The organism is Salinisphaera dokdonensis CL-ES53 (assembly GCF_040361215.1).
GTDB lineage: Bacteria > Pseudomonadota > Gammaproteobacteria > Nevskiales > Salinisphaeraceae > Salinisphaera > Salinisphaera dokdonensis.
Genome location: NZ_APND01000004.1, coordinates 9800 through 36591, shown reverse-complemented (window position 1 = coordinate 36591; position 26792 = coordinate 9800). Strand labels below are relative to the sequence as shown.

The following is a 26792-nucleotide window of genomic DNA, read 5'->3' as shown; positions in this document are numbered from 1 at the left end:
AACCGTAGAGCAAGAATAACGTCGCGCAATTACCTCGTCTTTGTGGCGCGTCAAATCGCCGATACCCACGTAGACCGCGGATTCAACAATAAGTTCGCGACAATTTTGCGCTATGCTGCCAGCCGTCATCTGCCCGCCAACCATTTTGAATGGGACGCCTCGCGTCGGGGCGCTCAGTCTATCGACGCAAGCACGATTCGTCATGCCAGAGACCGATCCACACTCCGTCCAAAGCTTCGATGTCGTGGTCGTGGGCAGCGGCGCGGCAGGCCTTACGCTCGCACTGCGCCTGGCCGGCAGCGGCCGCCGGATCGCGGTTATCTCCAAGGGCGCGCTGGCTGAAGGCAGCACACTTTACGCCCAGGGCGGCATTTCGGCCGTGCTCGACGCGCAGGACAGTATCGAGGCGCACGTCGCCGATACCCTCAATGCCGGCGCGGGTCTGTGCGACGAAGCTGCCGTGCGCCATACGGTCTCCCACTCCCGCGAAGCCATCGAATGGCTGATCGACCGCGGCGTGCCGTTTACCCGCGCCGACGGCAACGAAGGCGACGCCGGCTATGCCTATCACCTGAATCGCGAAGGCGGGCACAGCCATCGGCGCATCATCCATGCCGAGGACGCCACCGGCCGTGCGGTCGAGACCACGCTCGAAGGCCTGACGCGGAACACGCCGCAGATCACGGTGTTCGAGAACCACATGGCGGTCGAACTGATCATGATGGCCGACGACAGCGAGCCCCGCGGGCGCTGTCGCGGTGTCTATGTGCTGGATATCGAGGCCGATATCGTGCGCACCTTCGCCGCAGACCAGACCGTGCTGGCCACCGGCGGCGCGAATCTGGTCTATCTCTATAGCAGCAACCCGCACGCAGCCAGCGGCGACGGCATCGCCATGGCCTGGCGCGCCGGCGCGCGCGTGGCGAACATGGAATTCATGCAGTTTCATCCGACCTGCCTGTTCCACCCGGAGGCCCGGTCCTTCCTGATCAGCGAAGCACTGCGCGGCGAAGGCGCGGTGCTGCGGCTGGCTGACGGCAGCCGCTTCATGCCGCGTCACGACAAACGCGCCGAACTCGCACCGCGCGACGTGGTGGCGCGCGCGATCGACGCGGAGATGAAGCGTACCGGCCAGCCGCATGTCTGGCTGGATATCAGCCATCACGACAAGACCTTCATCGAAAAGCATTTTCCGGGCATCAACCAGCGCTGTCTGGAACTCGGCCTCGACATGAGTCGTGATCCTTTGCCGGTGGTGCCCGCCGCGCATTACACCTGCGGCGGTGTGATCACCGATCTCGCCGGGCGTACCGATATCGCCGGCGTATACGCCGTCGGCGAATGCGCCTTCACCGGCTTGCACGGAGCCAACCGCATGGCCAGCAATTCGCTGCTGGAATGCATCGTCTATGCGAGTGCGGCCGCTGCGGATATCGAACAACGCGACGAACGACCCGTGCCGATCGATCTGCCCGCCTGGGACGAATCGCGCGTACAGGATTCCGACGAGGAAGTCGTGGTCGCCCATAACTGGCAGGAGCTGCGCCGGTTCATGTGGGACTACGTCGGCATCGTTCGTACCACCAAACGACTTGAGCGCGCGTTGCATCGTATAGAGCTGCTGCGGCGCGAGATCCACGACTATTACGGCAGCTTCCGGGTCACCCCCGGGTTGCTGGAACTGCGCAATCTCGCCCAGGTCGCGGAGCTGATCATTCGCAGCGCGCTGGATCGGCGCGAAAGTCGTGGCCTGCATTTCATCCGCGACTATCCGCATACACTGCCGCGCGCGATGAATACGGTGCTCTCACCCGAGGTAGAACCTCGCGCAGGCTTCGGCGTGGTCTATCGCCCGCTCTGATCGGGCTCCTCGCTCGTACAGTCGACGACCGGCGTTTGTTCCGGGCTTCGAAGAAACGACCCGACGACGCGCTGTGCGCAGGCGTTCGATAGTGTCGAAACATGAGCCGCGCCGGGGACATCGACCCACTTTACGTTTGGCCGACCCAGGGCATAACTGTCGCTCCAGGCTGGCGGCGTAATGCGATCCGCCGTACCGGAGACGACTAGCGTCGGCGTCCCTGCTTGCTCGCCAGTCGCCGGCGGCTCGACCTCGGGCACGGGCCACCGATCACAGACCGACGCCTGGCGCGCCTGGGCCACGTAGGGCGCGACCAGCGGCGCCTGGACAAGAGCGTCTCTCCAGGCACCTTCATCGGCCTCCTTTCCGTCGAGGGCGCAACGAGTACTCCAGAACACCGGCTCGCTGCGATCGTCGTTGCGCGCCTGCCCTTCGAGGCGCGCAGCCAACGGCCTGAGCGCCGCCGCATCACCGCTGAGCGCCCGTTCGATACGTTGCACGGTATCCGCACTGCGGCCCGGCTCGTAGCTCGCGAACAGAATCATGAGCAGCAGCCGATACGGCGTGACCTCGAAACGCCGACCTGCCCAGCGCGCATCGCCCAACCGCAAAACCGCAGGTGATCTCCGGTAGCGCGCCAGCAACGCTTCAATCGCACGTGCCGGCGCAGACGACGCGCAGCGGCTCGCCGGCTGATCACAGAAGACAGCAAGCTGCTCGATCGCGCCCTGCAGTTGCCGTGGCATCGCCAACAGCTCGTTCTCCGTGAACGGCACCAGCGAATCCAGCACCAATGACGCTACCCGCTGCGGATGTCGGCTCTCGAACAGGCGCGCCAGCCGGGTGCCATAGGAAACCGCCCAGAGGTTGACCCGCTTGAACCCGAGACCGTCGATGAGCACTTTCAGGTCGCGCAACTGTGCGTCCGGGCCCAGCGCGGCGGCCGTGGCATCACCCAGTCGGCGCCGACAGCGCGCCGCGCGTGCGGCCTCGCGGGTCAGCTCGTTGTCGTCTTCTCCGATAGTTGCTTCGACGTTGCGCCACGGCGGTACCACGCCGGAATTACAGCGGACAGGGGGCTGGCTTTCGCCCGTACCGCGCGGGTCGAAAAGCACGATATCGTGCGGCCAACCCGCGCGTTGCTGCCATTGCCGCCAGCCTGCGAGCGCCTGCGGGTTCAGGCCGGCACTCTCCCCCGGCCCGCCAGGCAGATGAATGACCGGCTCACGGTCACTTTGGCCCGGTCGCGCGCGCAGCACTGCAAAGCGAAGCCGTACCGGCGCTGCCTCGATCTTCTCGCCCGTATGCAGCCAGCCACATTGCATCTCGGCAGCGCTCCCCTGGGTGTCCACCGCAGGGCATTCGGACCACTCGACATGAGCATTGGTGGCCATCGACGGCGCTGCCCAAGCCAACGCCACGCAGGCTGCGATTACGCGGGTGTAGCCGCACCGAGGACGATCAGGGCGCATCGCGAGTCGCAGAACTGCCGAGCTCCGTGATGGTCAGGCGCGCTCGCAGATGTCGATGGTCCACATCGGAGAGTGCATCGGAGAAAAGAAGACATGGCCGCGTGAAAAAACGCCGAGAATCGCGTCGCAGTCCAAGCGAGACGAGCCAATCGCCTACGCATACGGCGCTTGCGATCTGCCCGGATTGCCATTCACCCGAGCGCTGCTGCCAATGCCAGATGCCGTTGGCGCCGACACGCAGACGCACGATGGCGCGCTCGGTACGCAGGCGCGCACGTCGCCATGCCAGCCAGCCTGCGATGGCTACACAGGGCAGGAAAACAAAGAGAACCGGCCGATGAAGCGCTAAAGCGGCGGTTACGATCAGGGCCAATCCGTACATCAGCACGATCAACGCCTGATGCGTCGCGGACGGGTGCACACGCACGTGCAACGTATCCGCGAAAGGGTTGGACATCGCGTCTAGCGGGCGACGCCCTGTGGCCGCTGGAACTGACGGATACGCGAAAGCAGATCCGCCTGCAGGTCATGCGCCGGCTCGGCGCGCCCCATGACCAGCATGTAGAGATCGGGATCTTCCATTTCGACGAGCTCGACCAGGGCGGCATGCTCGCGCGCGTCCAGATCGTCGTAGTCGGCGACCATGAAGCGCTCGAGAAGCACGTCCAGCTCTTTCATGCCGCGACGACACATCCAGCGTATACGCGATTTTTCGCTCATGCTTTACCCGGGTGGCCGACCAGATCGGCTATTGGAACAGCGTTGAAAATGAAGCGGCCCGCGCAAAGGCGGGCCGCATCGGGTCGTGCTAGCCGCGGCGTTCGAGCAGCAGCTTCTTGGTCTCGGCGATCGCCTTGGCCGGGTTCAGACCCTTCGGGCAGGTATTGGTGCAGTTCATGATCGTGTGGCACCGATACAGCTTGAACGGATCTTCCAGATCGTCCAGCCGGTCGCCCGTGGCCTCGTCACGCGAATCGACGATCCAGCGGTACGCCTGCAGCAGCACGGCCGGGCCCAGATAACGCTCCGGATTCCACCAGTAGCTCGGGCAGGACGTGGAGCAGCAGGCACACAGGATGCATTCGTAGAGGCCGTCCAGCTTGGCACGGTCCTCCGGCGTCTGCAGCCGCTCGCGGGTCGGTGCCGGCGTGTCGGTCTTGATCCACGGCTCGATGGACTCGAGCTGGGCGTAGAAGTGCGTGAGATCCGGCACCAGATCCTTGACCACCGGCATATGCGGCAGCGGATAGATCCGCACGTCGCCGCTGATGTCGGTGATACGCGTGGTGCAGGCCAGCGTGTTCTTGCCGTCGATATTGAACGCGCAGGAGCCGCAAATGCCCTCACGACAGGAACGGCGGAAGGTCAACGTCGGGTCGACCTCGTTCTTGATCTTGATGACGGCATCGAGAACCATCGGCCCGCACTTGTCGAGATCGATGGTAAAGCTGTCCACGCGCGGGTTTTCGCCCGACTCGGGCTCCCAGCGGTAGATGCGGAACGTCTTGGTGTTCGTTGCACCCTGGGGCGCATCGAACTTCTTGCCCTTGGCAATCCGCGAATTCTTCGGCAGTCGAAATTCAGCCATGACAGGCCTCCGTTACTCAAAGACGCGCCGCCGGCCACGGGAGCCGGCGGCCATAGTGTGTCAGTAGGTACGCTTTTTCGGCGGAACGTGCTGCATGTCGTCCGACATGGGCTGCATGTGCACCGGCCGATAGTCGATATGCGTATCCGGGCCACCGTCATGCCAGATGAGCGTGTGCTTCATCCAGTTCTCGTCGTCGCGCTCGGTGTGCTCTTCGTGGGCATGCGCGCCGCGGCTTTCCTTGCGGTTGGCCGCTGCGTGCATCGTGGTGATCGCGCAGCCCAGCAGATTCTCGAGCTCGAGGGTTTCCACCAGATCGCTGTTCCAGGTCATCGAACGGTCGGTCACGCCGACGTTCGCGAACGCCTCGACTTCCTTACTGATCTGCTCCGCACCCGTGTTGAGACTTTCCGTGTTGCGGAAAACCGCCGCGTACTTCTGCATCGAGTTCTGCAGGCTCGAGCGCAGTTCGGCCGTGGGCGTGTCGCCGTTGGCATGACGCAGACGATCGAAGCGTTCCAACGCCTTCTGCTCGGAGGCCTTGATGTCACCGCGATGCGGCGCGCCCTTGCGCACAACTTCCGTGCAACGGTGGGCAGCGGCACGGCCGAAGACCACCAGATCGAGCAGCGAGTTGGAGCCGAGACGGTTGGCACCGTGAACCGACACACAGCCGGCTTCGCCCACGGCCATGAGGCCGGGCACGACCGAATCCGGATCGCCGTCCTTGAGGGTGACCACTTCGCCGAAGGCGTTGGTCGGCACGCCGCCCATGTTGTAGTGCACGGTCGGCAGGACCGGAATCGGCTCCTTGGTGGCATCCACGCCGGAGAAGATCATTGCCGTTTCGGTGATGCCCGGCAGGCGCTCGTGCAGCACTTCGGGGCCGAGGTGCTCGAGATGCAGCAGCGTGTGGTCCTTGTTCTCGCCCACGCCGCGGCCTTCGTTGATCTCGACCGTTTCGGCGCGGCTGACCACGTCACGCGAGGCCAGATCCTTGGCGTTCGGCGCGTAGCGCTCCATGAAACGCTCGCCTTCAGAGTTGGTGAGATAGCCACCCTCGCCGCGCGCGCCTTCAGTGATCAGGCAGCCTGCACCGTAGATACCGGTCGGGTGGAACTGCACGAACTCGGGATCCTGGATCGGCAGGCCGGCACGCAGCGCCATACCCATGCCGTCGCCGGTGCAGGTATGCGCGGACGTGCAGGAGAAGTAGGCACGACCGTAACCACCGGTCGCCAGAATCACCTGCTGGGCCCGGAAGCGATGCAGCTTGCCGCCCTGAAGATCCCAAGCCAGCACGCCGCGGCATTCGCCGTCCTCGGTCATCAGCAGGTCGGTGGCGAAGTATTCGATGAAGAATTCCGCGCGCGCCTTTAGCGACTGCTGATACAGCGTATGCAGCAGCGCGTGGCCGGTACGGTCGGCCGCGGCACAGGTGCGCTGCGCGGCTGGGCCTTCGCCGAACTGGGTCGTCATGCCGCCGAACGGACGCTGGTAGATACGCCCGTCTTCCGTGCGCGAGAACGGCACGCCGTCGTGCTCGAGCTCGATGATTGCCGGAATGGCTTCCTTGGTCAGGTACTCGATCGCATCCTGGTCACCGAGCCAGTCACCGCCCTTGATGGTGTCGTAGGCGTGCCAGCGCCAGTCGTCGTCGCCCATGTTGCCGAGCGCGGAGGCGATGCCGCCCTGCGCGGCCACGGTATGGCTACGGGTGGGAAAGACCTTGGTGATACAGGCGGTCGAAAGCCCTGCGTCGGCCAGCCCGCGCGTCGCGCGCAGACCGGAACCACCGGCACCCACCACCACGACGTCGTGCTGATGGTCGATGATGTCGTAGCTCTCGCTCATCAGGCGGCTCCTACTAGAATCATGATTACAGAAAAGATGGCAGCCACGGCGAGGATAATGTTGACCAGCTGAAACGTGATCAGCAGCCCCATCTTGAGACCTTCGTGGTGAATATAGTCTTCAACCACGACCTGCAGGCCGAGCTGCGAGTGATAGAAGATCGCCGCCAGATAGATCGCCAGCAGCGAAGCCTGCAGCGGCGAGGACAACCAGTCGGTGACGCTGGAATAGTCAGCGCCCAGCTGCGACGCCAGGCAGGCGACGAACCAGAGTGTCAGCGGCACGAGCGCGACTGCGCTTACGCGCTGGGCCCACCAATGGCTTACGCCTGTCTTGGCACTGCCCAGCCCGCGCGCACTCGCGAGTGATGAACGAATACTGCTCATTTCAAAGTCTCCCGGAACACGAAATCGATTGGGATCAGGCGGCTATCAGGCGATGAAGGCCCAGATCCAGACAAACAGGGTCAGCGCGGCGGCGACACCGATCGCGGCATAGCCGGTCAGGCGCGCGGTTTCGAGATCCAGGCCGACGCCCACATCCCACACGAGGTGACGGATGCCGTTGCACAGGTGATAAAACAGCGCAAAGGACCACAGGAACATGAGCAGCTGACCGAACCAGGACGCCGCGAATCCGTTGACGCTGGCAAAAGTGTCCGGGCCACTACCCGCGGCGATCAGCCATATCGCGAGAAATACGCTGCCGATCGAAAGCACGATGCCCGAAGCACGGTGTGCGATCGAGGTCAGCATCGATATCTGCCAGCGGTAGATCTGCAGATGCGGCGAGAGCGGGCGGTTGGCCTGTTGACTCATGAAGGTCCCCGAATAGCGGTGGAAAACGGATCGAAAAGGGGGTCAGAAGTCGATGCAGCGTCCGCCCTTCTCCCAGTCGCCATAGCGCACCGGGTCGGGACCCTTTCGGCCACCGTACTCACGGGGCTGATCTGGAGACTCGGCCGCAGGCAGCGGCGTGGGGTCGGAAGCGCCGGGCGCGGGATCCTTCTCGGTCGAGCGAGTGGAGGCAGGTTCCTGAGGCTCGTCCGAGGCCGGCAAACGTTCGTCTGACATGGCGATACTCTAAACGGGTGATGTGTTTCTGGCAATGTGAACATTGGCTGAATCAACCGGGCGCGACACCGCGCACAGCCGGTTTACGCACGGGCTAGAATACGCCCACATGACGACTTGGATGCAGACATGACCGACGCCGAACCGCTTCGCGCCGCGCCGCTCGGGGCCATCGCCGTGACCGGTACGGACGCCGCTGATTTCCTGCGCGCGCAGCTCACGAATGATGTGATGCGCCTCGGGCCGAATCGCCATTTCCTGGCCGCCTGGTGCGACGCCAAGGGACGCACGCAAATGGTGGCTCGTGTATGCGAATACGAAGGGGCTTATCTACTGATCGTGCCGCGCGAACTGATTCCCGCGTTGATCAAACGGTTACGCATGTTCGTGTTACGCGCGAAGGTCGACGTCGCCGACATGAGCGACTCTCTGCGTATCGAGGGTGTGACCGGCGGCGATCTGCCCGTGGCCAACCGGTGCGAGAAACAAGGCATACACACCCTGCTCGGCCTTCCGGCGGGCAGCAAAGACACCCCGCGCGCACTGGTGCTTGCGCCTGCCGACAGCGACGACAGTCTTGCGGGCGCGGTATCTGCAGATAGCGACGAATGGGAACGCAGCGAGATCGACAGCGGCCTCCCGAGCATTTTCGGCGCGACTCAGGGTCTGTTCGTGCCGCAGATGCTCAACCTGCACTGGCTGATGGCGATCGACTTCGACAAGGGCTGCTACCCGGGTCAGGAAGTGATTGCACGCCTTCACTACCGCGGCACACTTAGCCGGCGCATGTTCCGCCTGGAATGGCAGGGCCGCCCGCCAGCGCCCGGCGATGATGTGCTCGACGAAGCGGGCGAGCGCCAAGGCACCGTCGTACGCTGCGCGCCGAGCGCATCGGACAACAGCAGCGGCACTGCCCTCGCCGTGCTGAAAGTTCGAGCAGCGGACAACGCGCTGGCAACCCCTGACACGCGACTGTCCCTGCTCGATTTGCCGTACCCAACCCCGGCCTGAAGCAAAGCGGGAGCCCGGACTGAGGCGTGCCTACTCGTTGGGTACGCCCTGCGGCCGCAGCTGGGGAAACAGCAGCACGTCGCGTATGGCGGAGCGCCCGGTCAACAACATGACCAGACGGTCGATGCCGATACCCGCCCCCGCCGTCGGCGGCAGCCCGTACTCGAGTGCGTTCACGTAGTCCGCATCGAAATACATGGCCTCGTCATCACCTGCGGCCTTGGCCTCTGACTGGGCACGGAAGCGTTCAGCCTGATCTTCGGCATCGTTGAGCTCGGAAAAGCCGTTCGCGATCTCGCGCCCGGCCACGAACAACTCGAAACGCTCGGTGACATCGGGGTTGTCGTCCCGGCGCCGGGCCAGCGGGGACACCTCGGCAGGATAGTCGATCACGAATGTCGGCTGTTCCAGGCGGTGCTCGACCGTTTCCTCGAAAAGCTCGGTCAACCACTTGCCGTGGCCCCATTCGTCCTTGCCACGAACACCTGCGGCTTCCGCTGCTGAAATCAATGACGCTTTATCGTCAATCGCTTGCGCGTCAATATTCTCGTTATACTTGAGAACAGCATCGCGCATGGATAGCCGTTCGAACGGTGCATCGAACCGTACGGACTGCTCGTTGCAAGCGCCGGAATGCTTCTCAAAGACCTTGGCTGAGAGCTCGCGGAACAGCGCCTCGATCTCGTCCATCAGCACGTGATAGTCCGCGTAGGCCTGATAGAACTCGAGCATCGTGAACTCGGGATTATGTCGAGTCGACACGCCCTCGTTGCGGAAATTGCGGTTGAGTTCGAAAACCTTCTCAAGTCCGCCGACGACCAACCGCTTCAGATAGAGCTCAGGCGCCACACGCAGATAGAAGTCGTGATCCAGCGCGTTGTAATGGGTGACGAACGGCTTGGCCGCCGCACCGCCAGGGATGGCCTGCAGCATGGGTGTCTCGACCTCTAGAAACCCCCGAGCTTCGAAGAAATCGCGTACGCCCCGCACGATCGCGCTACGCGCCAGGAATACCGCGCGCGAGTCCGGATGCATGATCAGGTCGACATAGCGTTGGCGATAGCGCGCCTCGGTATCCGACAGGCCGTGCCATTTCTCCGGCAACGGACGAAGCGACTTGGTCAGCAGCTGCCACTGGCTTGCGCGGACCGACAACTCGCCCTTGTTCGTGCGAGACAGCGGGCCCTTGATGCCAACGATATCGCCGATATCGAGCTGCTTGAACGCCTTGTAGGCATCCTCGCCCAGCAGGTCGCGCTGCATGAAAAGCTGAATCCGGCCGCTGCGATCCTGCAGCGTGGCGAAGCTCAACTTGCCCATCACGCGCTTAGCCAGCAGACGGCCAGCGATGGCGACCTCCTTGCCGGCCGCGTCTAATGTGTCCGCGTCATCGTCAGCATGTGCGCGCTGCAGGTCGCCAGCCAGTGCGTCCGGGCGGAAATCATTGGGGAACGCGTGCCCCTGGTCGCGCCAGGCCTGGAGCTTTTCCTTGCGCTGCGCGACGAGCCGATGGGTATCGGTGTCGTTCGAACTGGAATCGGTCATTGAGTTGGGTCCTTTTCCCGGGTCCTGCTGCTAGAGCCCCTGCTTGAGACTTTCTTCGACGAACACGTCGAGCTCGCCATCGAGCACGGCCTGCGTGTTGCCGACTTCCACGCCGGTGCGCAAATCCTTGATTCGCGACTGATCCAGCACATAAGAACGAATCTGGCTGCCCCAGCCGATATCCGACTTGCCGGCTTCCGTGACTTCCGCCTCCGCGCGACGGGCAGCCAATTCGCGCTCGTACAGCTTGGACTGCAATTGCTTCATGGCTGTCGCGCGGTTCTTGTGTTGCGAGCGATCATTCTGGCACTGCACCACGATGCCGGTCGGCTCGTGAGTGATGCGCACCGCGGATTCGGTCCGGTTGACGTGCTGCCCGCCCGCACCGCTGGCGCGATACACGTCGACGCGCAGATCGGACGGGTCTATCTCTATAGATATGTCGTCATCGATTTCGGGCGCAACGAATACAGCAGCGAACGACGTATGACGACGCGCGCCGGAGTCGAAGGGCGATTTGCGCACCAGCCGATGCACGCCGGTTTCGGTACGCAGCCAGCCGTAGGCATAACTGCCTGTCACGGCGATCGTCGCGCTCTTGATGCCCGCGATATCCCCCGCCGAAAGCTCAGTGACCTCGGTTTCGAAGCCACGCCGTTCGAACCAGCGCAGGTACATCCGCAGCAGCATTTCGGCCCAATCCTGTGCCTCGGTACCGCCGGAGCCGGCTTGGATATCGACAAACGCATTGCTCTCGTCAGCTTCGCCCGAAAACATTCGCCGGAACTCGAGGCTTTTCAAATGCGATTCGACCGTGGTCAGTTCGGCATCGATATCCGCGAGAACGTCTTCGTCGCCCTCGGCAACGGCCATTTCGACCAGCTCGACGCTGTCGTCCAGGATCGCCTGCGAGCGCTCCATAGGCCCCACGACATCTTCGAGCCGCGCTTTTTCCTGACCGAACGCCTGAGCCTTGTCGGGATCCTCAGCCCAGATCTCGCCCTGGGCGAGTTCCGCGTCTATTTCGTCTAGCCGATCCTTTTTCTCAGCGTAGTCAAAGATACCCCCTGAGGTCGCCCAACCGCTCGCGCAGATCCTGCATTCGGGTGTTCACAGCGTTCGTATCCATCGGCTTTCCAAGGGTTACAGTGATTGTTTCGGGCGCGGATCATTGCAGCTAAATATTTACAGCACAACCGCGACGATTAATTGCTAAATCCAGTGATAGGCCCCATAATCCGGTTGCACGTCACCGGTTTGGGAACGCTTGTTCGCCAGGTTGGTGAATGGGACCGCACAACAAACCTAAACCCGTTCAAGGGAGTTTTGAACTATGAAATTTAAGCAACCACTCACCGCAGGTGTTGCTGGCGCGCTGGGGCTCGCCTTCGCGACTAGTGCAATGGCGCAGATGGATAAGCCGCAGGACAAGCGCTTCTATGTGGCGCCGATGGTCAGCTACGGCTTCTTCGATAACGACCGCATTGGCGGCGCCGGCAGCAGCTTTGGCGAACTTGAAACCGACAACAACGACAGCATTGGCGGCACGCTTGCGATCGGTAAGCCGATCAACAGCTGGTTGAACCTGGAACTGTTCGGTTTCTATTTCAACCCGGACCAGGATCTGAACAACAACGACGCCGATGACGCCGACCTGTACGGCTTCGGTCTCGACGCGCTGTTCTTCCCGGCCCGCGACACCCTGCCGGTCTACGGCATCCTGGGTGCGGCCTTCGGCAAGACCGATCCGGGCTACGGCTCGATCAACGGCGCCGAAGTCGGTGACGACGCAGATGCCGACTTCCTCGACGCCGGCCTGGGCTACATGTACCAGCTCAACGACTACGGTCTCGCCGTTCGCGCCGAGTATCGCTATCGTTACACCACCGTCGATTCAGCCGACGTCCTCGGCGCGGGCTACGAAGACGCTCGCTACAACGACCAGATCGTTTCGGTGGGCCTCCAGATCCCGCTGGGCGCGCCCCCGCAGGCTGCTGAGCCGGCTCCGGCCCCCGCTCCGGCACAGCCGATGGATAGCGACGGCGACGGCGTCATCGATGCCAACGACCAGTGCCCCGGCACCCCGCGTGGCACCGAAGTTGACGCACGTGGCTGCCCGATCGAGAAGAAGGCACCGATCGTCCTCAAGGGCGTGACCTTCGAATTCGATTCCTCCAAGCTCACGATGCAGGCCGAAAACCGCCTCAACAACGTTGTTGATGCGCTGCAGGCCAGCTCGGAAGTCAAGTTCCGCATGGACGGCTACACCGACAGCATCGGCACCGAGCAGTACAACCAGGGCCTCTCGCAGCGTCGTGTGGATTCGGTCAAGCAGTACCTGATCCAGCACGGCATCACCTCGAGCCGTATCACCGGCACGCAGGGTCATGGCGAGTCCAACCCGGTTGCGACCAACGAGACGGCCGCTGGCCGCGCTCAGAACCGTCGCGTCGAACTGAACGTTACCGAGCAGTAACGCCAGTAAGACCGACTGTTTGAAAGTCGGGCCCGGCCTCTTCGGAGGCCGGGCTTTTTTTCGTCCGGAGTTCGCCAGACCGGCATGGGTTGAATGCATTTAGCTTGCAGTGGCCCGCCGCACGGGAACGCCGAGCTTCGATGTACTAAGCTTGTTTCATGATGTCGACCACACCTCAACCCGTCGCTGCTCATTTTGCTCACCTCGTGGGGGAGCGAGAGCCAGGGCGAGTGCTTCTGATCGGTGTGCCCGAGGCCGTCCAGCGACTGATCAAGGCAGATCTGCCATCGGACTGCGAAGTCGTTGCGCTGCAACACGAAGACATTACGAGCGCGCAGCCAGACGCAACCGAGCGCTACGACATCGCAATCGTCATGCATACGCTGGAAACGATGAGTCCGGCAACCGCTCGACTATTGCTGGGAAGGCTGCGCGATATGCTGGCGCGCTGCGTTGTCGTCGGCATCAGCAAAGGCGCGAAGTCAGCCCAGCGCTGGACGATCGCCGACTTCATCGCGATGGGATTTCGACGCAGCTCGGGCAGCCGTGACCTGCCTAAGGACTGGAATGTCTATCGGTTCGACATCCACGACTATAAAACCACACCAAACTGGCTGAGTTCGCGCTACTGGGCCAACCCGGAACGCTGGGACGGAGAGCGCTGGTGATTCTTAAGCTCTAAGCTGGGCTAGACGAGGCACACGCTGAATCGACCAGTTCTCGGTCGCCCAACGCAGCACCGGGTGCACTGAAGTTTGACATAACGATGCCGGCGGGCACTGGCCGAGCAACTCAAGACACTTGAACAACTGCTGTCCCGGCGCACCGGCCTCCAGTGCCAACGCCCCCGTGCTTTTGCCCAGCTTATCGCCCTCTTCATCGACCAATACCGGGAGATGCGCATACACCGGCGTAGGGGAACACAGCGCTTTCTGGATCGCTATCTGGCGTGGCGTCGACGACAGTAAATCGGCACCACGCACGACTTCCGTTATGCCCTGCGCCTCGTCGTCGATCACCGTCGCCAGCTGATAGGCGGTAATGCCATCCGCCCGCCGGATCACGAAGTCCCCGATGTCCTGCGCCAGCCGTTGTCGGCATACGCCCTGAACCAAGTCATCAACTTGCACCGGCTCGTCATTAACGCGGAATCGGATCGATCGCGCTGTCCGCCCTTCCGGCAATCCGACCCTACAAGTGCCGGGATATACCGGGCCTTCGATACCTGCGGAACCCGCCTGGGCTTCGCGGCGCGTACAGCCGCAATCGAAAGCCTGATTCTGCCTCTTCAGCCGATTGATCGCGTACGCATAAGCATCGCCGCGCGTGCTCTGACGGAACACCTCACCATCCCACAGCAGCCCGAAGTGCAACAGCGTATCGACTATGAGTCGTTCTGCGCCCGGCTTCACCCGCGGCGTATCCAGATCATCGATACGCAATAGCCACGGAGCGCCCTGGGCCCGCGCCTGGAGATAGCTACCCAGCGCGGCAAGAAGGGAGCCGAGATGCAAGGGCCCACTGGGCGACGGCGCGAAACGACCGGTCACGGGCGAGGTGCCGAGAGTACGGCGCGGCGAACACCAGATCGGCCCGCTATCTTGCGGCTAGTTACGGCCACAGGCCGCGTTGAAGGCATAGCGCGGGAGCGCGCTGGAGCGGAGAGAACGCGAAAAACACCCAACGCACAACACAGGCACTTCACAAGGCGCATGTTTGCGGGCAATTGTCCGCGAAGAAGGAAGGATTGGTCGGGGTAGCAGGATTTGAACCTACGACCTTCTGCACCCCATCTAGGCCTTATGTCCGACCTATGCCACTGATCTTTATGCATAGCTTCCGATAATTAGGCCGGACAATTCGGACATTTCTGAGTCCTTTAATCAAAGAGTTACAATGCGGTTTCGGTAGTCTCTCAGCCGAGCTCTACCCTGTCGAGGATCGCCGGATCATCGTTCTTCGGGCTTCCGACGCGCGGTGCGATCGGCCATGATTCGTAGCTCGAATGCCGTTCGTCTTGAAGGATCTCTTGCGCTTGCCCAGCGTCCATATCCGGATCGATCCACGAGCGCGCGCCAGCGTTGGTCAGCGCCTGGGGTTGCCGCTTATGGATATGAGCGATGTCGGCGTTCGGCTCAGCCGTCAGGATTGCGAACGTGACCTCGCCTGCCGCGGAATGGTCGTCGGGGAGGCGCGACGCTTTGGACCATATACCCGCGAAAAAGAAAGGCTCTCCATCGGCCGGGCGAATCGCATAGGGCTGGTTCTCGTCGCCGTCGCGGCTCCACTCGATCCAATAGTCGGCAGCGACGACACACCTCTGATGTGCGAATGCTTTCGCAAACATTTTCTTTTCGGCCGCAGTTTCGGATCGAGCATTGACTGGCGATAGCTTCGTATCCGTCGCCCAGCTCGGTATGAAGCTCCACCAGGCCGGGCCAAGGGTGGTCGCCCCGTCGTCGGGGTTGAGAAGCCCGATAAGCTGGAACGTGCCGGGCGGCCGGTTGTATCGAACGTCATCCGTAAAGCGCGTAGAGACCGTTCCTTTGATGATTCCCGCAAATCGTTCGCCCGGCGTATACCTTCCGTATCTTCCGCACATTGCAACACTCAAAATACACGTAAGTTTTACCTTGGTAGAGTATCCGAGGAATCTAACGCATCTAAAATGTGCTTGCGATTGTGCCGATAAATATGACGAGCCTAGATGAGGGTTCAGCGCTTAATGAAAACTTGCCTTGAAACGTCGAAACGTGACACTATATGTGGTGTCACGAGGAGGAGCGCATGGACTTAGATGAGACGCGTGAGCGGCTCATGGCTTCGAAGAAAAATTTTCGGTGTCAAGACTTAGTTCAATTGCTTGAATCTCTTGGATTCAACGTACGCAATGGAAAGCGCGGCGGCCATAAGATATGCACACATCCTCACCTACCTGAGTTTCATTCGGTGTCATTCAACTGCGGGCATGGAAAAAATCCCGAAATAAAACCGAGCTATATAACGAACGTGTTGCGCACGCTAGAAACGCATGAGGATGATCTGCGTCGCTATCTAAACGAACGCGAATCTAACAACGGGTGACAGAGGGATCGAAATGTTTGATGCCGCTCTATATACAATTAATGTACGCAAAGGCGAGTTCGACGGCGAAATCTGCTTCGAAGCGACTGTTCGTGAGCTGCCTGATGTGGCGGAGTACGGCGACTCCTATGATGAAGCTTATGAGCTCGCGCTGGACACTATAGAAGCCACTTATGAAGCTCTTTCCGAACTTGGGAGGCGTATGCCCAAGCCTGACGCGTCGCGCCAGACCTTCAGTGGCCGAGTGACTTTGCGCCTCCCTAAAAAGCTTCACCGTATGATTTATATTGAAGCGGAGTCGGAAGGGGTGAGCCTAAACCAACAGATTGTTAATATTTTAACGTTCTGGAGCGGGATCACCACTCGCACTGTCGCGCTATATGATTTTTCTAGCGGTTGGCAGAAACAAGTACATTCTTTGCCGCAAACTGAGGATAAGAAAAGACCGAGTCATATTCGAGTTGTTACTCGAAATACTTATAATGATTTGGAATCTAATCGTGTGGCTTGCTAATAGTGTCAGATTCTGCATTGCAACGAGCGATTGACGCCCTCAGTTTCAACGATGTCTACATCGCACGTACTGAGGCTTGGTTGGCGGACGGGTTCGAGCCGCAATACAGTGACACCGCCCAACTCGATACTTCTTGGAAACATGTCGTTACCCAATCACAGGTGGCGACACTTGTTTCTGACGAGGGCGAGGAAAGATTGCTTTTCCGCGTAATGATCGACCTAGGGATGCGCCTGAACGAAGTCAAAGATCAGAAGCCTGAGAAGCCGGACGCAGACGACGAATCATCTTCCTCCGATAATGCAGATTTGGATGAGATATACGCGTGCGTAGAGGCATCTTTCGTTGCTGAATATGAAATGAAGGGCGAGCTAGATGAAGAAGCCATGCGGACTTTCTCGCTGAATAATGCTAGCTACCACGTATGGCCGTATTGGCGCGAATATTTGATGAGCCAATGCACTAGAATGAACCTGCCGAAAGTGGCGGTTCCCGCCCGTCAATTTGCGCAAAACCGGAGTGGAAATTCGTAATTGTCTTGCGATAACTTCAACTCTTGAAGGCTATGCCGAGTACCGGCGGCTTATCGGTCTCAGTGGTTCAGTGGCTACACCAACCTACCCTAGCGCCGCCATCGTAAGGATGGGCTAAGCCTGCGGCGATAAGCTCCTCGCCCAGGTCGCGCGCGTCGACCTCAACATCGGCCACGATCCTAAAATACTTCCCGCGCTCCATATCCCGAAGCTCTATCGTGCTCGCGTTGCGTAGCGCGGCTACCGTGAACTGCTTCGCCTTCCGCGCCAGCTCCTTCTCAGCCTGGCACTTCCCGCGCATCTCGGGGGTATCGGCGCCTCGTAGCCGGATCGGCACTCGTTCGCCGATGATCCGTGGCCATCCCGCAATATCGACGCGAAACGTATCGCCGTCATATATCGATGTGACACGCTCGACCTGGGCATCGCCGTAATCACGAGCGATTGCGCTACCAAGAAGCGCGGCCAATACTGTATAAACGCACACTACGCGGAGCGTAACCATGGCCCGACGCAAACCCCTTACCGATGAACAGATGCGCGAGATCGCCGAGTCTATCGAGCGAAAGCGACGGGCGCTCGAGCGCGGCGACAGTCCTGCGGAACCCCGTTTCGGGCCGTCCTACGATTTTGCTGACGGCTATGCAGGACCTGGTGGTGAAGAAGAACGCGGGGAATAGACTACCACCTCGTTTTGCGCCCCGATCAGATGGGCTTTGTGTAACCTGAGCGTATGCGACACGAACCATCGATCGCCGCCCTTCTCTTCGCGCTGCCTAACGCGTTGTGGCGCCATCCGAATGGCAAGCCAGCCTATCTATTGGCATTGAGCATGGTCGCGCTATACGCCGGCTGGATCGCGACGTTCATGATTCTGCTAATCGCCGCATTTGTGGGCTGAAGCCTTTTCGGCAGTCAGTAATCCTTCGCGATCATCCTGGTTTGTGGTATTCACGGTGGCAAACGAAAAGCGGAACTATGCGTCTGGCAGCACTCATACTATTTGTCGCCCTGGCCGGCTGAGCCTCGGTCGATACACATCAGACCCTGCGACAAGATACATCTGTCGAGCGCACGGCAAGCATCAGCAGTGTGATCTTCTGAGTCGATAAAACACAATTCCTCGAGAACGCATTCGGGGGCGCCAACATTTTCGGACGCAAGACCTTTGCGGCCACACCGAGATGCGCTTTAGGGGCGTGAACGATCGCGGTGATCCGGTACTGCGTGTCGTCGACTTGGATGTCACAACTACAGAAACGACTGTCGCGTACCGGGGTCGGGTTATCGAATACGCAAAGTCGCGTGACCAGCGGGCCCAGCATGTCCACCTTCCAATCGAACACGGTGTATTCACAGCTGCCGAATGGCGACACGACCGTTCTACCGCCCAACGTCTCGCAATTCGCGCTGAATCTCGACCAGACGCGAGAGCCGACTATTCGGGACGTCACAATTACCGTGCTCGATGCTAGGCCCTACAACCTTCGCTATCGCCTGGACGACGCCGGCAGTTGATTCCTCGTATACCGTCGTTATCGGTTAGCCGAGTGAACCCGTGCCATTGCAATGTCAGCACTGAGTCACAAAGTTAGCGCGATCCGAATTTGATCGATTATGAAATGCCAAACGTCACTGAACATTGAGAACCAAGAAAAGTCGCGGTTCGCCGAAGTTCAATTATGACGGTCGTACATTAAGGCTGTTACAGGTATGAAAATACGTGCCACTTTGCTAGGAGCAAGTGATTCGGACAATCTGGCCACAACCGAATGGCTGAAAGCGTCCGGTCTTATTCCTACGCAAGCCTCACAGTATTTGTCCCCGGAAAAGATTTTCGAGATACAGTGCCATACCACTCCACCTGAGCTGGCATATTTTAGCCAAGCCGATGGAACAGTGTCTGTCGCACGTATTACGTCGCACGGAATTGCCTTTTATCTCACGGACCCGGCCAATACCGCCCCGCGGGTGCAATCAGACCACCCTGACGGGTGTGTGTTTGTACCAATGTCTAACATCATGTGTATCAACACTCTTGGCAGCATCCACCCTCGTCCGCGTTAACTATAGCTAAGTTCCAACCTGAAGTGCGCGCCATCGCATGGGACGATGACGGCGGTTGTTTCAGCAAAGCGCCAAGAGAACAATTACAACCAACACGGGTATCGCCAACAACGTGTGAGAGCTACGTCGGAAATAAGCTTCACGGTGTCCGCTCCGAAAAAACCCTCCTCAACTGCCAATCTGAACTTGCTCGGCTCCCTCGCCCTTCAAACAGGCCCGCTAACGCCTCTAAGCCGCGCCTCATCCCGCTCTGTCTGAGCATCACAACGCAGGGCTGATCAGTAATATTCCTGGATGTAGCTGTAGGAGCGTTCGAACAGGACTGTGTCTTGGTGCAGCTTGTATTTGAACAGGGTATGTCGCAAAGCTTTTTTCACTTCCCGCTCGCCAGCATGGGTTACCTGCCACCCATCGAAGCGCACGGCGCGGACGATCTCGTCGATGTCATCCACGACACGCTTAACCATGATCGGCGTCTCTCCGTTCTTCGCCTCTTCGAAGAGTTCGGTGAGCGCGGCCTTGCCACGGTCGAGGTCTTCCTCTACGGGGGTCTCGCGTTCCATCTTGACGACGTTCTGGGCGAGCGCGAGCAGTTCTTTGAGGAAATCGATGCTGAGTAGTAGCCCTTGCTGGTGCCGGTTCTTGAGATCCTCGAGACGCTCGGCCAGCGCTTTGTACTTCGGGTTCCCAGCGTGCTTACGAAGCCGGCCCGTCAGCTTGGCCGAGATCTCCTTGGCTTTCTTCTCAGGGTCCGGGTTGCCGAGAACGGCCTCGAGCAATTCCGCGTCCATCACTAGCGTGTCGAGGTCGTCCCGCACAGCATCGACGTGGACGTTCTCGTGAATTAGCTCGATCGTCTTGGCCCCGAGCCGGTGCCAGAGCAGACGCCCGGTGCCCGTCGACGGCTTCAGTGACTCATAGACCTGCGCCAGCCAGCGGTAGTCCGTCTCGTGGGGTGTCAGGACCGGGTCCGGCGACAACGCCTCCCAGATGCGGCTCAGCACGCTGAAGTCCGATGCGAACGCGTCACGGCGCTCGTCGTTCGGCAGGCAGTCTTGTGCGGCAATCAGGCCCTCGTAGCCAGTGAGGCTGCGGTCGACGCCGGCGAAGTACTCGAGGCACTTCTGGATCGCGGACGGCAGCATCGCGGCAAGTTCAGCAATGTTGGAGACAGCTTTCTGAACGCCCTTCTCGTCGAACTTCAGCGCCTGCGCAACGTCGTCGAAGATCCCGAGGTAGTCGACGATTAGGCCGTGGGTCTTCTCCTCGCCATAGGGGCGGTTCGTCCGGCAGATCGCCTGGAGCAGCGTGTGGTCGCGCAGCGGCTTGTCCAGGTACATCGTCTGCAGGATGGGGGCGTCGAAGCCGGTCAGCAGCTTCGATGTGACAATGATGATCTTCAGGGGGTCCTTCGGATCGCGGAAGCGGTCGAGCAGTTTTTCCTCGGCATCGCGGTCGCGCTTGTAGGCCGCGTATTCCGGCTCGCCGCTGTTCACTGAGATGACAATGTCGGAGGTTTCCGGCGGGAGATGCTTGTCGAGTGCCTGCTTGTACAGAAGGCAGCTTTCGCGGTCGAAACAAACGACTTGAGCGCCAAAACCGTTCGGCTGAACTTTCGCTTGGAAATGCTGCGCGATATCAGCACATATCTCCGATACCCGTTTCGGCGATTTCAGCAGATTGGGCGTCTTAGCGACGGTGCGCCCCAGTTTGTCTTTGTCTTCATCGGACAGGCCTGCGGTCAGTTCTTCGAACGCCTCGTTGATCGCATCTTGATCGATGTGCAGGTCCACCAGCCGCGGCTCGAAATGCAGCTCCTTGGTCGCGCCGTCGCGGATCGAGTCGTTGAGCCCGTAGCGGCTCATGTAGCCGTTCTCGTCGATCTCGGCTCCGAAGGCATAGAACGTATTGCGATTGGCCCGGTTGATCGGGGTGCCGGTCAGGCCGAACAGGAACGCGTTCGGCAGCGCCTCGCGCATCTTGCGGCCGAGGTCGCCCTCCTGCGTGCGGTGCGCCTCGTCGACCATGACGATAATGTTGTCGCGGTCGTTCAGCACGCCGTCCGCCTCGGCGAACTTGTGGATTGTGGTGATGACGACCTTTCGCACGTCATTGGCCAGCAGGTCGGACAGCTCCTTGCGGCTGTCGGTGCGCACCAGGTTGGCCATGTCGGCGGCATAGAAGGTGCCGGCGATCTGGCTGTCCAGGTCGATGCGATCGACCACCACCAGAACGGTCGGGTTCTTAAGCGCTGGGTGCAGGCGGAGCTTGCGGGCGGCGAACAGCATCAGCAGCGACTTCCCGGAGCCCTGGAAGTGCCAGATCAGCCCCTTGCGCGGCTGGCCGGCGACCACGCGCTCAACGATCTTGTTGACGCCCTCGACCTGTTGATAGCGGGCGATGATCTTGACGCGCTGCTTGCCCTTCTGCGTCGCGAAGGCGGTGAAGTTGGCGAGCAGGTCCAACACCATCGCCGGCCGCAGCATCGCGTTGACCGACTTGTCGACCTCACACATCGACTGCGGGCCATCGGCGTCCGTGCGCCATGGGCCCCAGAGATCGACGGGCATCCGGACGGAGCCGTAGCGGTATTCCTTCCCCTCGGTGGCGACCGAGAAGACGTTCGGCACGAACAGCTCCGGCACGTTCTGCTCGTAGTCTTCATGGACCTGCAGCGCGCCATCCAACCAGCTTTCGCTGGAGCGGACCGGCGTCTTGGCCTCGATCAGAACGAGCGGCAGGCCGTTGACCAGCAACACCAGATCGGCGCGTTTTTCGGTCTTGCCGGCGCGGAAGGTGAATTGCTGGGTGACGACGAAGCTGTTCTGCTCGATGTCATCGAAGTCGATCAGGCGGACGGTGACGTGCTGGCCGTCCGCGCCGAAGGGCATGGAGCGTTCGCCGAGCATCCAGGCGGCGAGTTCCTCGTTGGCCTTCACCAGCCCGTCCGAGCGCGCGCTCATGACGATCGCGCGCAGGCGATAGAGCACGTCGTCCACGCGGGACGGGTTGGCGCCGATGTCGGGGTTCAGACGGATCAGGGCGTCGCGCAGATACGGCTCTACCAGCGCCTCCTGCGCCTGCCGCGGCAGGTCGGCCGGGCCGACGAAATGCCAGCCGAGACCGGAGATCGCGCCGCCTTGCCGGGCGATGCCGGGCGTGACGGACGGGGAACTGCTGCTGCCCGCGAGGCGGTCACGGATGAAGGCTTCGACGGTGTTGGCTTCGTTGAATGTCATGACTACCCCACAACGCCCTCAATGAACTTCCTTTTGAGAGCCGCAACCTCACTCAATCGAATCTCTGTTGATTTAATCTCTTGAAGTATCTGATTGTGCCGCGAAATCAGCTGATCCTGAACGGCGTGATCCTCTACAGGGATAGCAGTTTGCTCAATGGTTTTGGCTTCTAATCGTTTGGTCCCATGGCTCGACTCCGCAGTGCGCGATAAAAACCATGGCCCCATCCATTCCGCCCATGCGGTTAGGTATTCGGGGCGAATCTTCGGGCCTGCTACTAGTGCTCTGAGGTCCTGATTGAACGCCATCGGTACTTGGCAAACTGAGACAGGGAATGTGTGCGCTAAGATCATCCCGCGAACGACAATTAGAGTTGCCCGTGCAGGAGCAATCTTTGCTGCCTTCCAACCCTCGTCGGTGAGGTGCTCTTCTGTATCCGACAGTTGGCGCACCTTCAGATCTTTGCCGCTCGCCCAAGGCAAGGTGCCGCCCCAATAGTTCTCTTTGGAACGAGAAGGAGTGCCACCGGATCGCAGGTCGATCACGCTCTTTAGTGGCAACCCCGTATCAAGACGCGGCAGGAAATGATCGCTTAAGAATGAGATCCGGAGAGCGTTTAGTGAATCGAGGCTATTCCGGTAGCCATCAGTTGTGGCTTCAATCGCCACGCTTGCCTCAACCAGCCGCGCCTGCTCTTGGATCGGCGGCAGCAGGAATTCCTCCTTCGCCAACGCCTTCCAGTTAATCGTAGGTGAGAGCGAGCCAACAGAGATGCTGAGCGCTCGCTCCATGAACAAATCGCTCTGCATGAAGAACGGCAGAAACTCCGACAGCACGGTGTCTGACTTGGCCCGCAGCACCATGGCGTGCGCCGAGCAGATTCCTTCGAAATCCGCCACCGCCACCTTGCGTTGATAGACCCGGCGCTTGCCGAAGATAATGTCGCCCGGCTGGAACAGCAGCTTGGTGGACTCGACCTCGCTTGTGTCGCCCCAACGACGGATGCGCAGGCTGTCGGGATCGAGGTGTTCCAGACCGACATAACGATCCACGTCGGCCTCATCCGGCATGACGCGCTTGTTGATCTGATCCGCCAGTTGATCGAAGCGGTAGGAGATGAGTTTTGACGGGCGCTCAAGCATCGGCGTCCTCCGCCGGTGAAAGCCCGTCCAGCATGTCGACCAGCCCATCCATGCCAGTCCAGAACTCCCGCCCTTCGGCATCGAAATTGCCCCAGGCCAGAGCCAGCGAAACAGCATCCTCTGCGGCGACCTCTACCTTTGGCTTTTTCACATAGCGGGCGATAGACAGATTCCCCTCTGCCGCCAGCACATCAGCATTGCTGACCACGGCGGCAAAGCCGGGTGCATCCTCAAACGCCTGATAGGCCGCGAAGATGCGGTCCTGATGTGCGTCGCGCAGAAAGCTCTGCGCCCGCTCGCGCGCGATCTCGGCCACCGCGTCGATGAACAGGATGCGTCCCTGCCGTTCGGCCGGTTTACCGCTGCGGCAGATGATGACACAGGCCTCCATCGGCGAGTTGTAGAACAGCCCCGGCCCGAGCCCGAGCACGCATTCCACCAGATCGGCCTCGATCAGCTTGCGCCGCATCTCGGCCTCTTCGTTGCGGAAGAGCACGCCATGCGGGAACAGGATCGCGCAGCGCCCGGCCTCGGGGTCCATGCTTTGCAGAATGTGCTGGAAGAAGGCGTAGTCTGCGCGCCCCTGCGGCGGGGTGCCGAGGAAGTTGCGCCCCCAGACATCCTTCTCCCACGCGCCGCGGTTCCATTTCTTGATGGAGTACGGCGGATTGGCGAGGACCACGTCGAAGGTGCGCAGTTCGTCGCCCTTCGCGAAGGCGGGATTGGCGAGCGTGTTGCCGCTGGAGATCTGGAAGTCCGACACGCCGTGGATGACGAGGTTCATCCGGGCGATGGCGGCGGTGATGGTGATGAGCTCCTGCCCGTAAAGGCCCATGGTGCGCGTCTCGCCGCCGCGCCGCTTCACCTCGGCCAGGCAGGAGATCAGCATGCCGCCGGTGCCGCAGGTCGGGTCGTAGATGCTCTCGCCCGACTTCGGCTCCAGCATTTGCGCCATGAGGTGGACCAGCGTGCGGTTGGTGTAGAACTCCTGCGCGGTGTGGCCGCTGTCATCGGCGAACTTCTTGATGAGGTACTCGTAGCCGTTGCCAAGCTCGTCCTCGGGCACGGCGGCGAGCGTCAGGTCGTGCTTTGAGAAGTGCTCAATCAGGTTCTTTAAAGTCGAATCCGAGAGCTGCCCCTTATCCGTCCAGTTGGCGTTGCCAAAGACGCTTTGTAGACGTGATGGGTTGCCCGTTTCAATAGCTAGGAAGGCCGACAGAAGCGCGCGACCGACATCCTTCGACGCACTCCGCACATTTTTCCAATGCGCTCCCTCAGGGATAACGAAGCGATCATTTGCTGTGGCCTGAGCGTAGCCAGGGTCGCCAGTCTCTTCGAGCGCTTCCCTATAGTCTTCGTCCCATACGTCGGAGAGACGCTTAAAGAACATAAGTGGGAAGATAAACTGCTTGTAGTCGCTGGCATCAACAAGGCCGCGGAGAAGCGTAGCCGCACCCCACAAGTAGCTTTCGAGTTCGCGTTGGGAGAGTTGTTCGGTCATTGCAGCCAGCCACCCTCGGTCAGCACCTTGCGCAAGTGATTTTCAGCCGCGTGCGCATCTTTAAGGGCTTTCTTGAACGCCTCGATCGCGTCAGGAAGCGGTGGAATGTCTTCGCCGATGGTCGGCAGGACATACCTGGAGATGTTGAGCGTCCAGTCCTCATTCTTGATCTCGTCGATGGTCGCAACCTTCGCGCGATCCTCTACATCCTGAAAAGCGCGATACCAAGCCACTATCTGGTCGCTATGCTCTTTGTCGAGGAAGTTCTGCGCGCGCCCTTTGCGAAACATGCCTGACGCATCAATGATTAGAACCTTGTTTTTTCGCTCAGCCGGCTTCGCGCGCCTAAGTACGACCACGCAGCCTGCCAACTGCGTACCATAGAAAAGATTGGGGGCAAGTCCGATGACGGCCTCGATCATGTCGTTCTCAAGCAAGGATCGACGAATCGCGCCTTCCGACGATTTCCGAAAAAGAGCCCCCTGCGGCAGCACGACCGCCATCCGACTATTCCCAGTCGATGCCATCGAAGCAATCATGTGCTGGACAAATGCGTAATCACCGTAGCCGGCAGGCGGAATGCCGTAGCGAGCCCGGGACCACGGATCCGCTTCCCATAGCTCCCGCCCCCATCCCTTGAGAGAGAAGGGCGGGTTTGCGACGACACAGTCGAAGGTGGCGAGTCCGCTGGTGCTTGCATCCGTGAACGCAGGACTACGAAGCGTGTCTTCACGCGCAATCGCGAAATCCTCTATTCCGTGCAAGACGAGGTTCATTCGCGCAATCGCAGAGGTCGTTAGGTTCTTTTCTTGGCCGTAAATCTTGCCGTAGAACGTCCGCGCGTCACCGCCCTTGCGTTTCACATGTTCTATCGCGCCCAGCAGCATGCCCCCAGTACCGCAGGCGGGGTCGTAGATGCTTTCGCCCTCTGAGGGGTCGAGGATCTCGATCATCATTCGCACGACGCTTCGGGGGGTGTAGAACTCGCCCGCTTTGTTGCGCCGGGTCACATCGGCGAACTTTCCGACCAAGTACTCGTACGCATCTCCGAGGACGTCTGTACTGACCGCCCTATTGCCTAGAGCAATGCCAGAGAATCCCTCGATTAGATCCTTGAGCAGATCGTCTGAGAATTTCTCTTTGTTACCCCAGTCGGCCGCTCCGAACACGCGAAAAAGGGTATCCGGGTTTGCACGCTCGATCTGCTGCATCGCGTGCTGTAGCGCGGCGCCAACATTCGTTGCAGTCCCGCGCACGTCCTCCCAGTGGCAACCATCAGGAACAACGAAACGGTGAATCTCTGGAAAGAGCGATGGGTCCGTCTCTCCGTACAGCTCCTGCGCCTCGAACGTCTCCTCGTCCCACACGTCGGAAATACGCTTAAAGAACAAAAGCGGGAGGATGTAGCCTTTCCAATCTGTTCGATCTACAGCGGAACCGCGCAGCGTGTTGGCGGCTGCCCACATTGCTGCCCGCAACTCCCCGGCCTTATCTCCTTTCACGTCAACCAGCCTTCGAACACTTCAGACAAAAAACGCACTATAACTGCTATATACAAGGCGCTGTCGGACTAATCTGCCGGACGGCTGAATCGGCTCAGGATCTACGTCGGCAATTGACAGCGCCTACCACGAACGACTGGCTCGACGGAGCCAAGCCTTTGCTTCGCTCGCTGCTTCCGGCTATGGCGCTACAGCCGCTACAGCAAGGTATGCGGGAAGCCAACTATCTCCCGTGTTGGCAGCTTTACGGAGATTGGAATCAAGGCCTTACGCGAAGCCGACTCTGGGCTAGGTACGTGCGTTATGTGTATTGCCACCCGGCGGGTGCGG

At 60.4% G+C, this 26792-nt stretch carries 26 protein-coding genes; 9 read left to right on the top strand and 17 right to left on the bottom strand.

The annotated features are described in order from the left end of the window. Positions 1 to 202 precede the first annotated feature (202 nt). Positions 203 to 1861, top strand: a complete 1659-nt coding sequence (gene nadB / locus SADO_RS12570; RefSeq protein WP_353111908.1) for an L-aspartate oxidase — start codon at positions 203 to 205, stop codon at positions 1859 to 1861. Here the strand turns inward: nadB and SADO_RS12565 are convergent. From SADO_RS12565 to SADO_RS12530, 8 genes are all read right to left on the bottom strand, one after another. Then, the gene (locus tag SADO_RS12565) at positions 1846 to 3255 is read right to left on the bottom strand and encodes an alpha/beta fold hydrolase (RefSeq protein ID WP_353111906.1); all 1410 of its coding nucleotides are present in this window, start codon (positions 3253 to 3255) and stop codon (positions 1846 to 1848) included. The genes nadB and SADO_RS12565 overlap by 16 nt on opposite strands. A gap of 67 nt (positions 3256 to 3322) precedes the next feature. Further along, on the bottom strand, positions 3323 to 3790 hold the full coding sequence (locus SADO_RS12560; protein WP_353111904.1) for a protein YgfX: 468 nt from the start codon (positions 3788 to 3790) through the stop codon (positions 3323 to 3325). Positions 3791 to 3795: 5 nt separating this feature from the next. Continuing rightward, positions 3796 to 4053, bottom strand: coding sequence for an FAD assembly factor SdhE (locus SADO_RS12555; protein WP_353111902.1), 258 nt, complete (start codon positions 4051 to 4053; stop codon positions 3796 to 3798). Between the two features lie 88 nt (positions 4054 to 4141). After that, entirely contained in the window at positions 4142 to 4921 is a 780-nt protein-coding gene (locus tag SADO_RS12550; protein WP_353111900.1) for a succinate dehydrogenase iron-sulfur subunit, read from the bottom strand. Positions 4922 to 4981: 60 nt separating this feature from the next. Then, positions 4982 to 6775 carry a succinate dehydrogenase flavoprotein subunit gene (gene sdhA / locus SADO_RS12545; RefSeq protein WP_353111898.1) on the bottom strand — a complete coding sequence of 598 codons (1794 nt, stop codon included), beginning with the start codon at positions 6773 to 6775 and terminating at the stop codon, positions 4982 to 4984. Beyond that, positions 6775 to 7161 (bottom strand): succinate dehydrogenase, hydrophobic membrane anchor protein, encoded by a 387-nt coding sequence (gene sdhD / locus SADO_RS12540; protein ID WP_353111896.1) that lies wholly within the window; start codon positions 7159 to 7161, stop codon positions 6775 to 6777. The genes sdhA and sdhD overlap by 1 nt, the downstream gene beginning before the upstream one ends. 45 nt (positions 7162 to 7206) lie before the next feature. Then, a complete protein-coding gene (gene sdhC, locus SADO_RS12535) occupies positions 7207 to 7593 on the bottom strand; it encodes a succinate dehydrogenase, cytochrome b556 subunit (protein ID WP_353111894.1) in 387 nt (128 codons plus the stop codon). A 42-nt stretch (positions 7594 to 7635) separates the two neighbouring features. Further along, entirely contained in the window at positions 7636 to 7848 is a 213-nt protein-coding gene (locus SADO_RS12530; RefSeq protein ID WP_353111892.1) for a DUF1674 domain-containing protein, read from the bottom strand. 129 nt (positions 7849 to 7977) lie between these two features. Between SADO_RS12530 and ygfZ the strand changes: the two genes are divergently transcribed. Further along, positions 7978 to 8859, top strand: a complete 882-nt coding sequence (gene ygfZ / locus SADO_RS12525; RefSeq protein ID WP_353111890.1) for a CAF17-like 4Fe-4S cluster assembly/insertion protein YgfZ — start codon at positions 7978 to 7980, stop codon at positions 8857 to 8859. A 30-nt stretch (positions 8860 to 8889) separates the two neighbouring features. On the opposite strand, the gene lysS is transcribed toward ygfZ, so the two are convergent. Further along, complete coding sequence (gene lysS / locus SADO_RS12520; RefSeq protein WP_353111888.1) at positions 8890 to 10404, bottom strand: lysine--tRNA ligase; 1515 nt, start codon at positions 10402 to 10404, stop codon at positions 8890 to 8892. A gap of 30 nt (positions 10405 to 10434) precedes the next feature. After that, a protein-coding gene (prfB, locus tag SADO_RS12515) for a peptide chain release factor 2 (RefSeq protein WP_353111886.1) occupies positions 10435 to 11533 on the bottom strand; the annotation gives its coding sequence in 2 pieces (ribosomal slippage) (positions 10435 to 11460 and positions 11462 to 11533; 1098 coding nt in all). Between the two features lie 204 nt (positions 11534 to 11737). On the opposite strand from prfB, the gene SADO_RS12510 reads away from it, so the two are divergent. Then, positions 11738 to 12880: an OmpA family protein gene (locus SADO_RS12510; RefSeq protein ID WP_353111884.1), complete on the top strand. Its 1143-nt coding sequence runs from the start codon at positions 11738 to 11740 to the stop codon at positions 12878 to 12880. Positions 12881 to 13038: 158 nt separating this feature from the next. Continuing rightward, positions 13039 to 13548: a DUF6231 family protein gene (locus tag SADO_RS12505; RefSeq protein WP_353111882.1), complete on the top strand. Its 510-nt coding sequence runs from the start codon at positions 13039 to 13041 to the stop codon at positions 13546 to 13548. Between the two features lie 3 nt (positions 13549 to 13551). Here the strand turns inward: SADO_RS12505 and gluQRS are convergent, their stop codons facing one another. Both gluQRS and SADO_RS12495 read right to left on the bottom strand, forming a co-directional pair. Next, positions 13552 to 14430 carry a tRNA glutamyl-Q(34) synthetase GluQRS gene (gluQRS, locus tag SADO_RS12500; RefSeq protein ID WP_353111880.1) on the bottom strand — a complete coding sequence of 293 codons (879 nt, stop codon included), beginning with the start codon at positions 14428 to 14430 and terminating at the stop codon, positions 13552 to 13554. 365 nt (positions 14431 to 14795) lie between these two features. Next, complete coding sequence (locus tag SADO_RS12495) at positions 14796 to 15494, bottom strand: SOS response-associated peptidase (RefSeq protein ID WP_353111878.1); 699 nt, start codon at positions 15492 to 15494, stop codon at positions 14796 to 14798. Between the two features lie 149 nt (positions 15495 to 15643). Between SADO_RS12495 and SADO_RS12490 the strand changes: the two genes are divergently transcribed. From SADO_RS12490 to SADO_RS12480, 3 genes are read left to right on the top strand one after another with little or no spacing between them, the layout of a single operon-like run. Beyond that, positions 15644 to 15964 (top strand): type II toxin-antitoxin system HicA family toxin, encoded by a 321-nt coding sequence (locus tag SADO_RS12490; RefSeq protein ID WP_353111876.1) that lies wholly within the window; start codon positions 15644 to 15646, stop codon positions 15962 to 15964. Between the two features lie 13 nt (positions 15965 to 15977). Beyond that, entirely contained in the window at positions 15978 to 16478 is a 501-nt protein-coding gene (locus SADO_RS12485; RefSeq protein WP_353111874.1) for a toxin-antitoxin system HicB family antitoxin, read from the top strand. 2 nt (positions 16479 to 16480) lie between these two features. After that, positions 16481 to 17011: a preprotein translocase subunit SecB gene (locus SADO_RS12480; protein ID WP_353111872.1), complete on the top strand. Its 531-nt coding sequence runs from the start codon at positions 16481 to 16483 to the stop codon at positions 17009 to 17011. A gap of 67 nt (positions 17012 to 17078) precedes the next feature. Here the strand turns inward: SADO_RS12480 and SADO_RS12475 are convergent, their stop codons facing one another. Further along, complete coding sequence (locus SADO_RS12475) at positions 17079 to 17516, bottom strand: thermonuclease family protein (RefSeq protein WP_353111870.1); 438 nt, start codon at positions 17514 to 17516, stop codon at positions 17079 to 17081. On the opposite strand from SADO_RS12475, the gene SADO_RS12470 reads away from it, so the two are divergent. Further along, entirely contained in the window at positions 17515 to 17691 is a 177-nt protein-coding gene (locus tag SADO_RS12470; RefSeq protein ID WP_353111868.1) for a hypothetical protein, read from the top strand. The two genes, SADO_RS12475 and SADO_RS12470, sit on opposite strands and share 2 nt — an antisense overlap. 643 nt (positions 17692 to 18334) lie before the next feature. Next, positions 18335 to 18529 carry a hypothetical protein gene (locus SADO_RS12465; RefSeq protein ID WP_353111866.1) on the top strand — a complete coding sequence of 65 codons (195 nt, stop codon included), beginning with the start codon at positions 18335 to 18337 and terminating at the stop codon, positions 18527 to 18529. Between the two features lie 827 nt (positions 18530 to 19356). Here SADO_RS12465 and SADO_RS12460 read toward each other — a convergent pair. The 4 genes from SADO_RS12460 to SADO_RS12445 are packed head-to-tail and all read right to left on the bottom strand — an operon-like array spanning position 19357 to position 26426. After that, a complete protein-coding gene (locus tag SADO_RS12460; RefSeq protein ID WP_353111864.1) occupies positions 19357 to 22317 on the bottom strand; it encodes a type I restriction endonuclease subunit R in 2961 nt (986 codons plus the stop codon). Positions 22318 to 22319: 2 nt separating this feature from the next. Next, positions 22320 to 23459, bottom strand: coding sequence for a restriction endonuclease subunit S (locus SADO_RS12455; protein ID WP_353111862.1), 1140 nt, complete (start codon positions 23457 to 23459; stop codon positions 22320 to 22322). Beyond that, on the bottom strand, positions 23452 to 24960 hold the full coding sequence (locus SADO_RS12450; protein ID WP_353111860.1) for a type I restriction-modification system subunit M: 1509 nt from the start codon (positions 24958 to 24960) through the stop codon (positions 23452 to 23454). The genes SADO_RS12455 and SADO_RS12450 overlap by 8 nt, the downstream gene beginning before the upstream one ends. Beyond that, positions 24957 to 26426: a type I restriction-modification system subunit M gene (locus tag SADO_RS12445; RefSeq protein ID WP_353112671.1), complete on the bottom strand. Its 1470-nt coding sequence runs from the start codon at positions 26424 to 26426 to the stop codon at positions 24957 to 24959. The genes SADO_RS12450 and SADO_RS12445 overlap by 4 nt, the downstream gene beginning before the upstream one ends. Positions 26427 to 26792 lie beyond the last annotated feature (366 nt).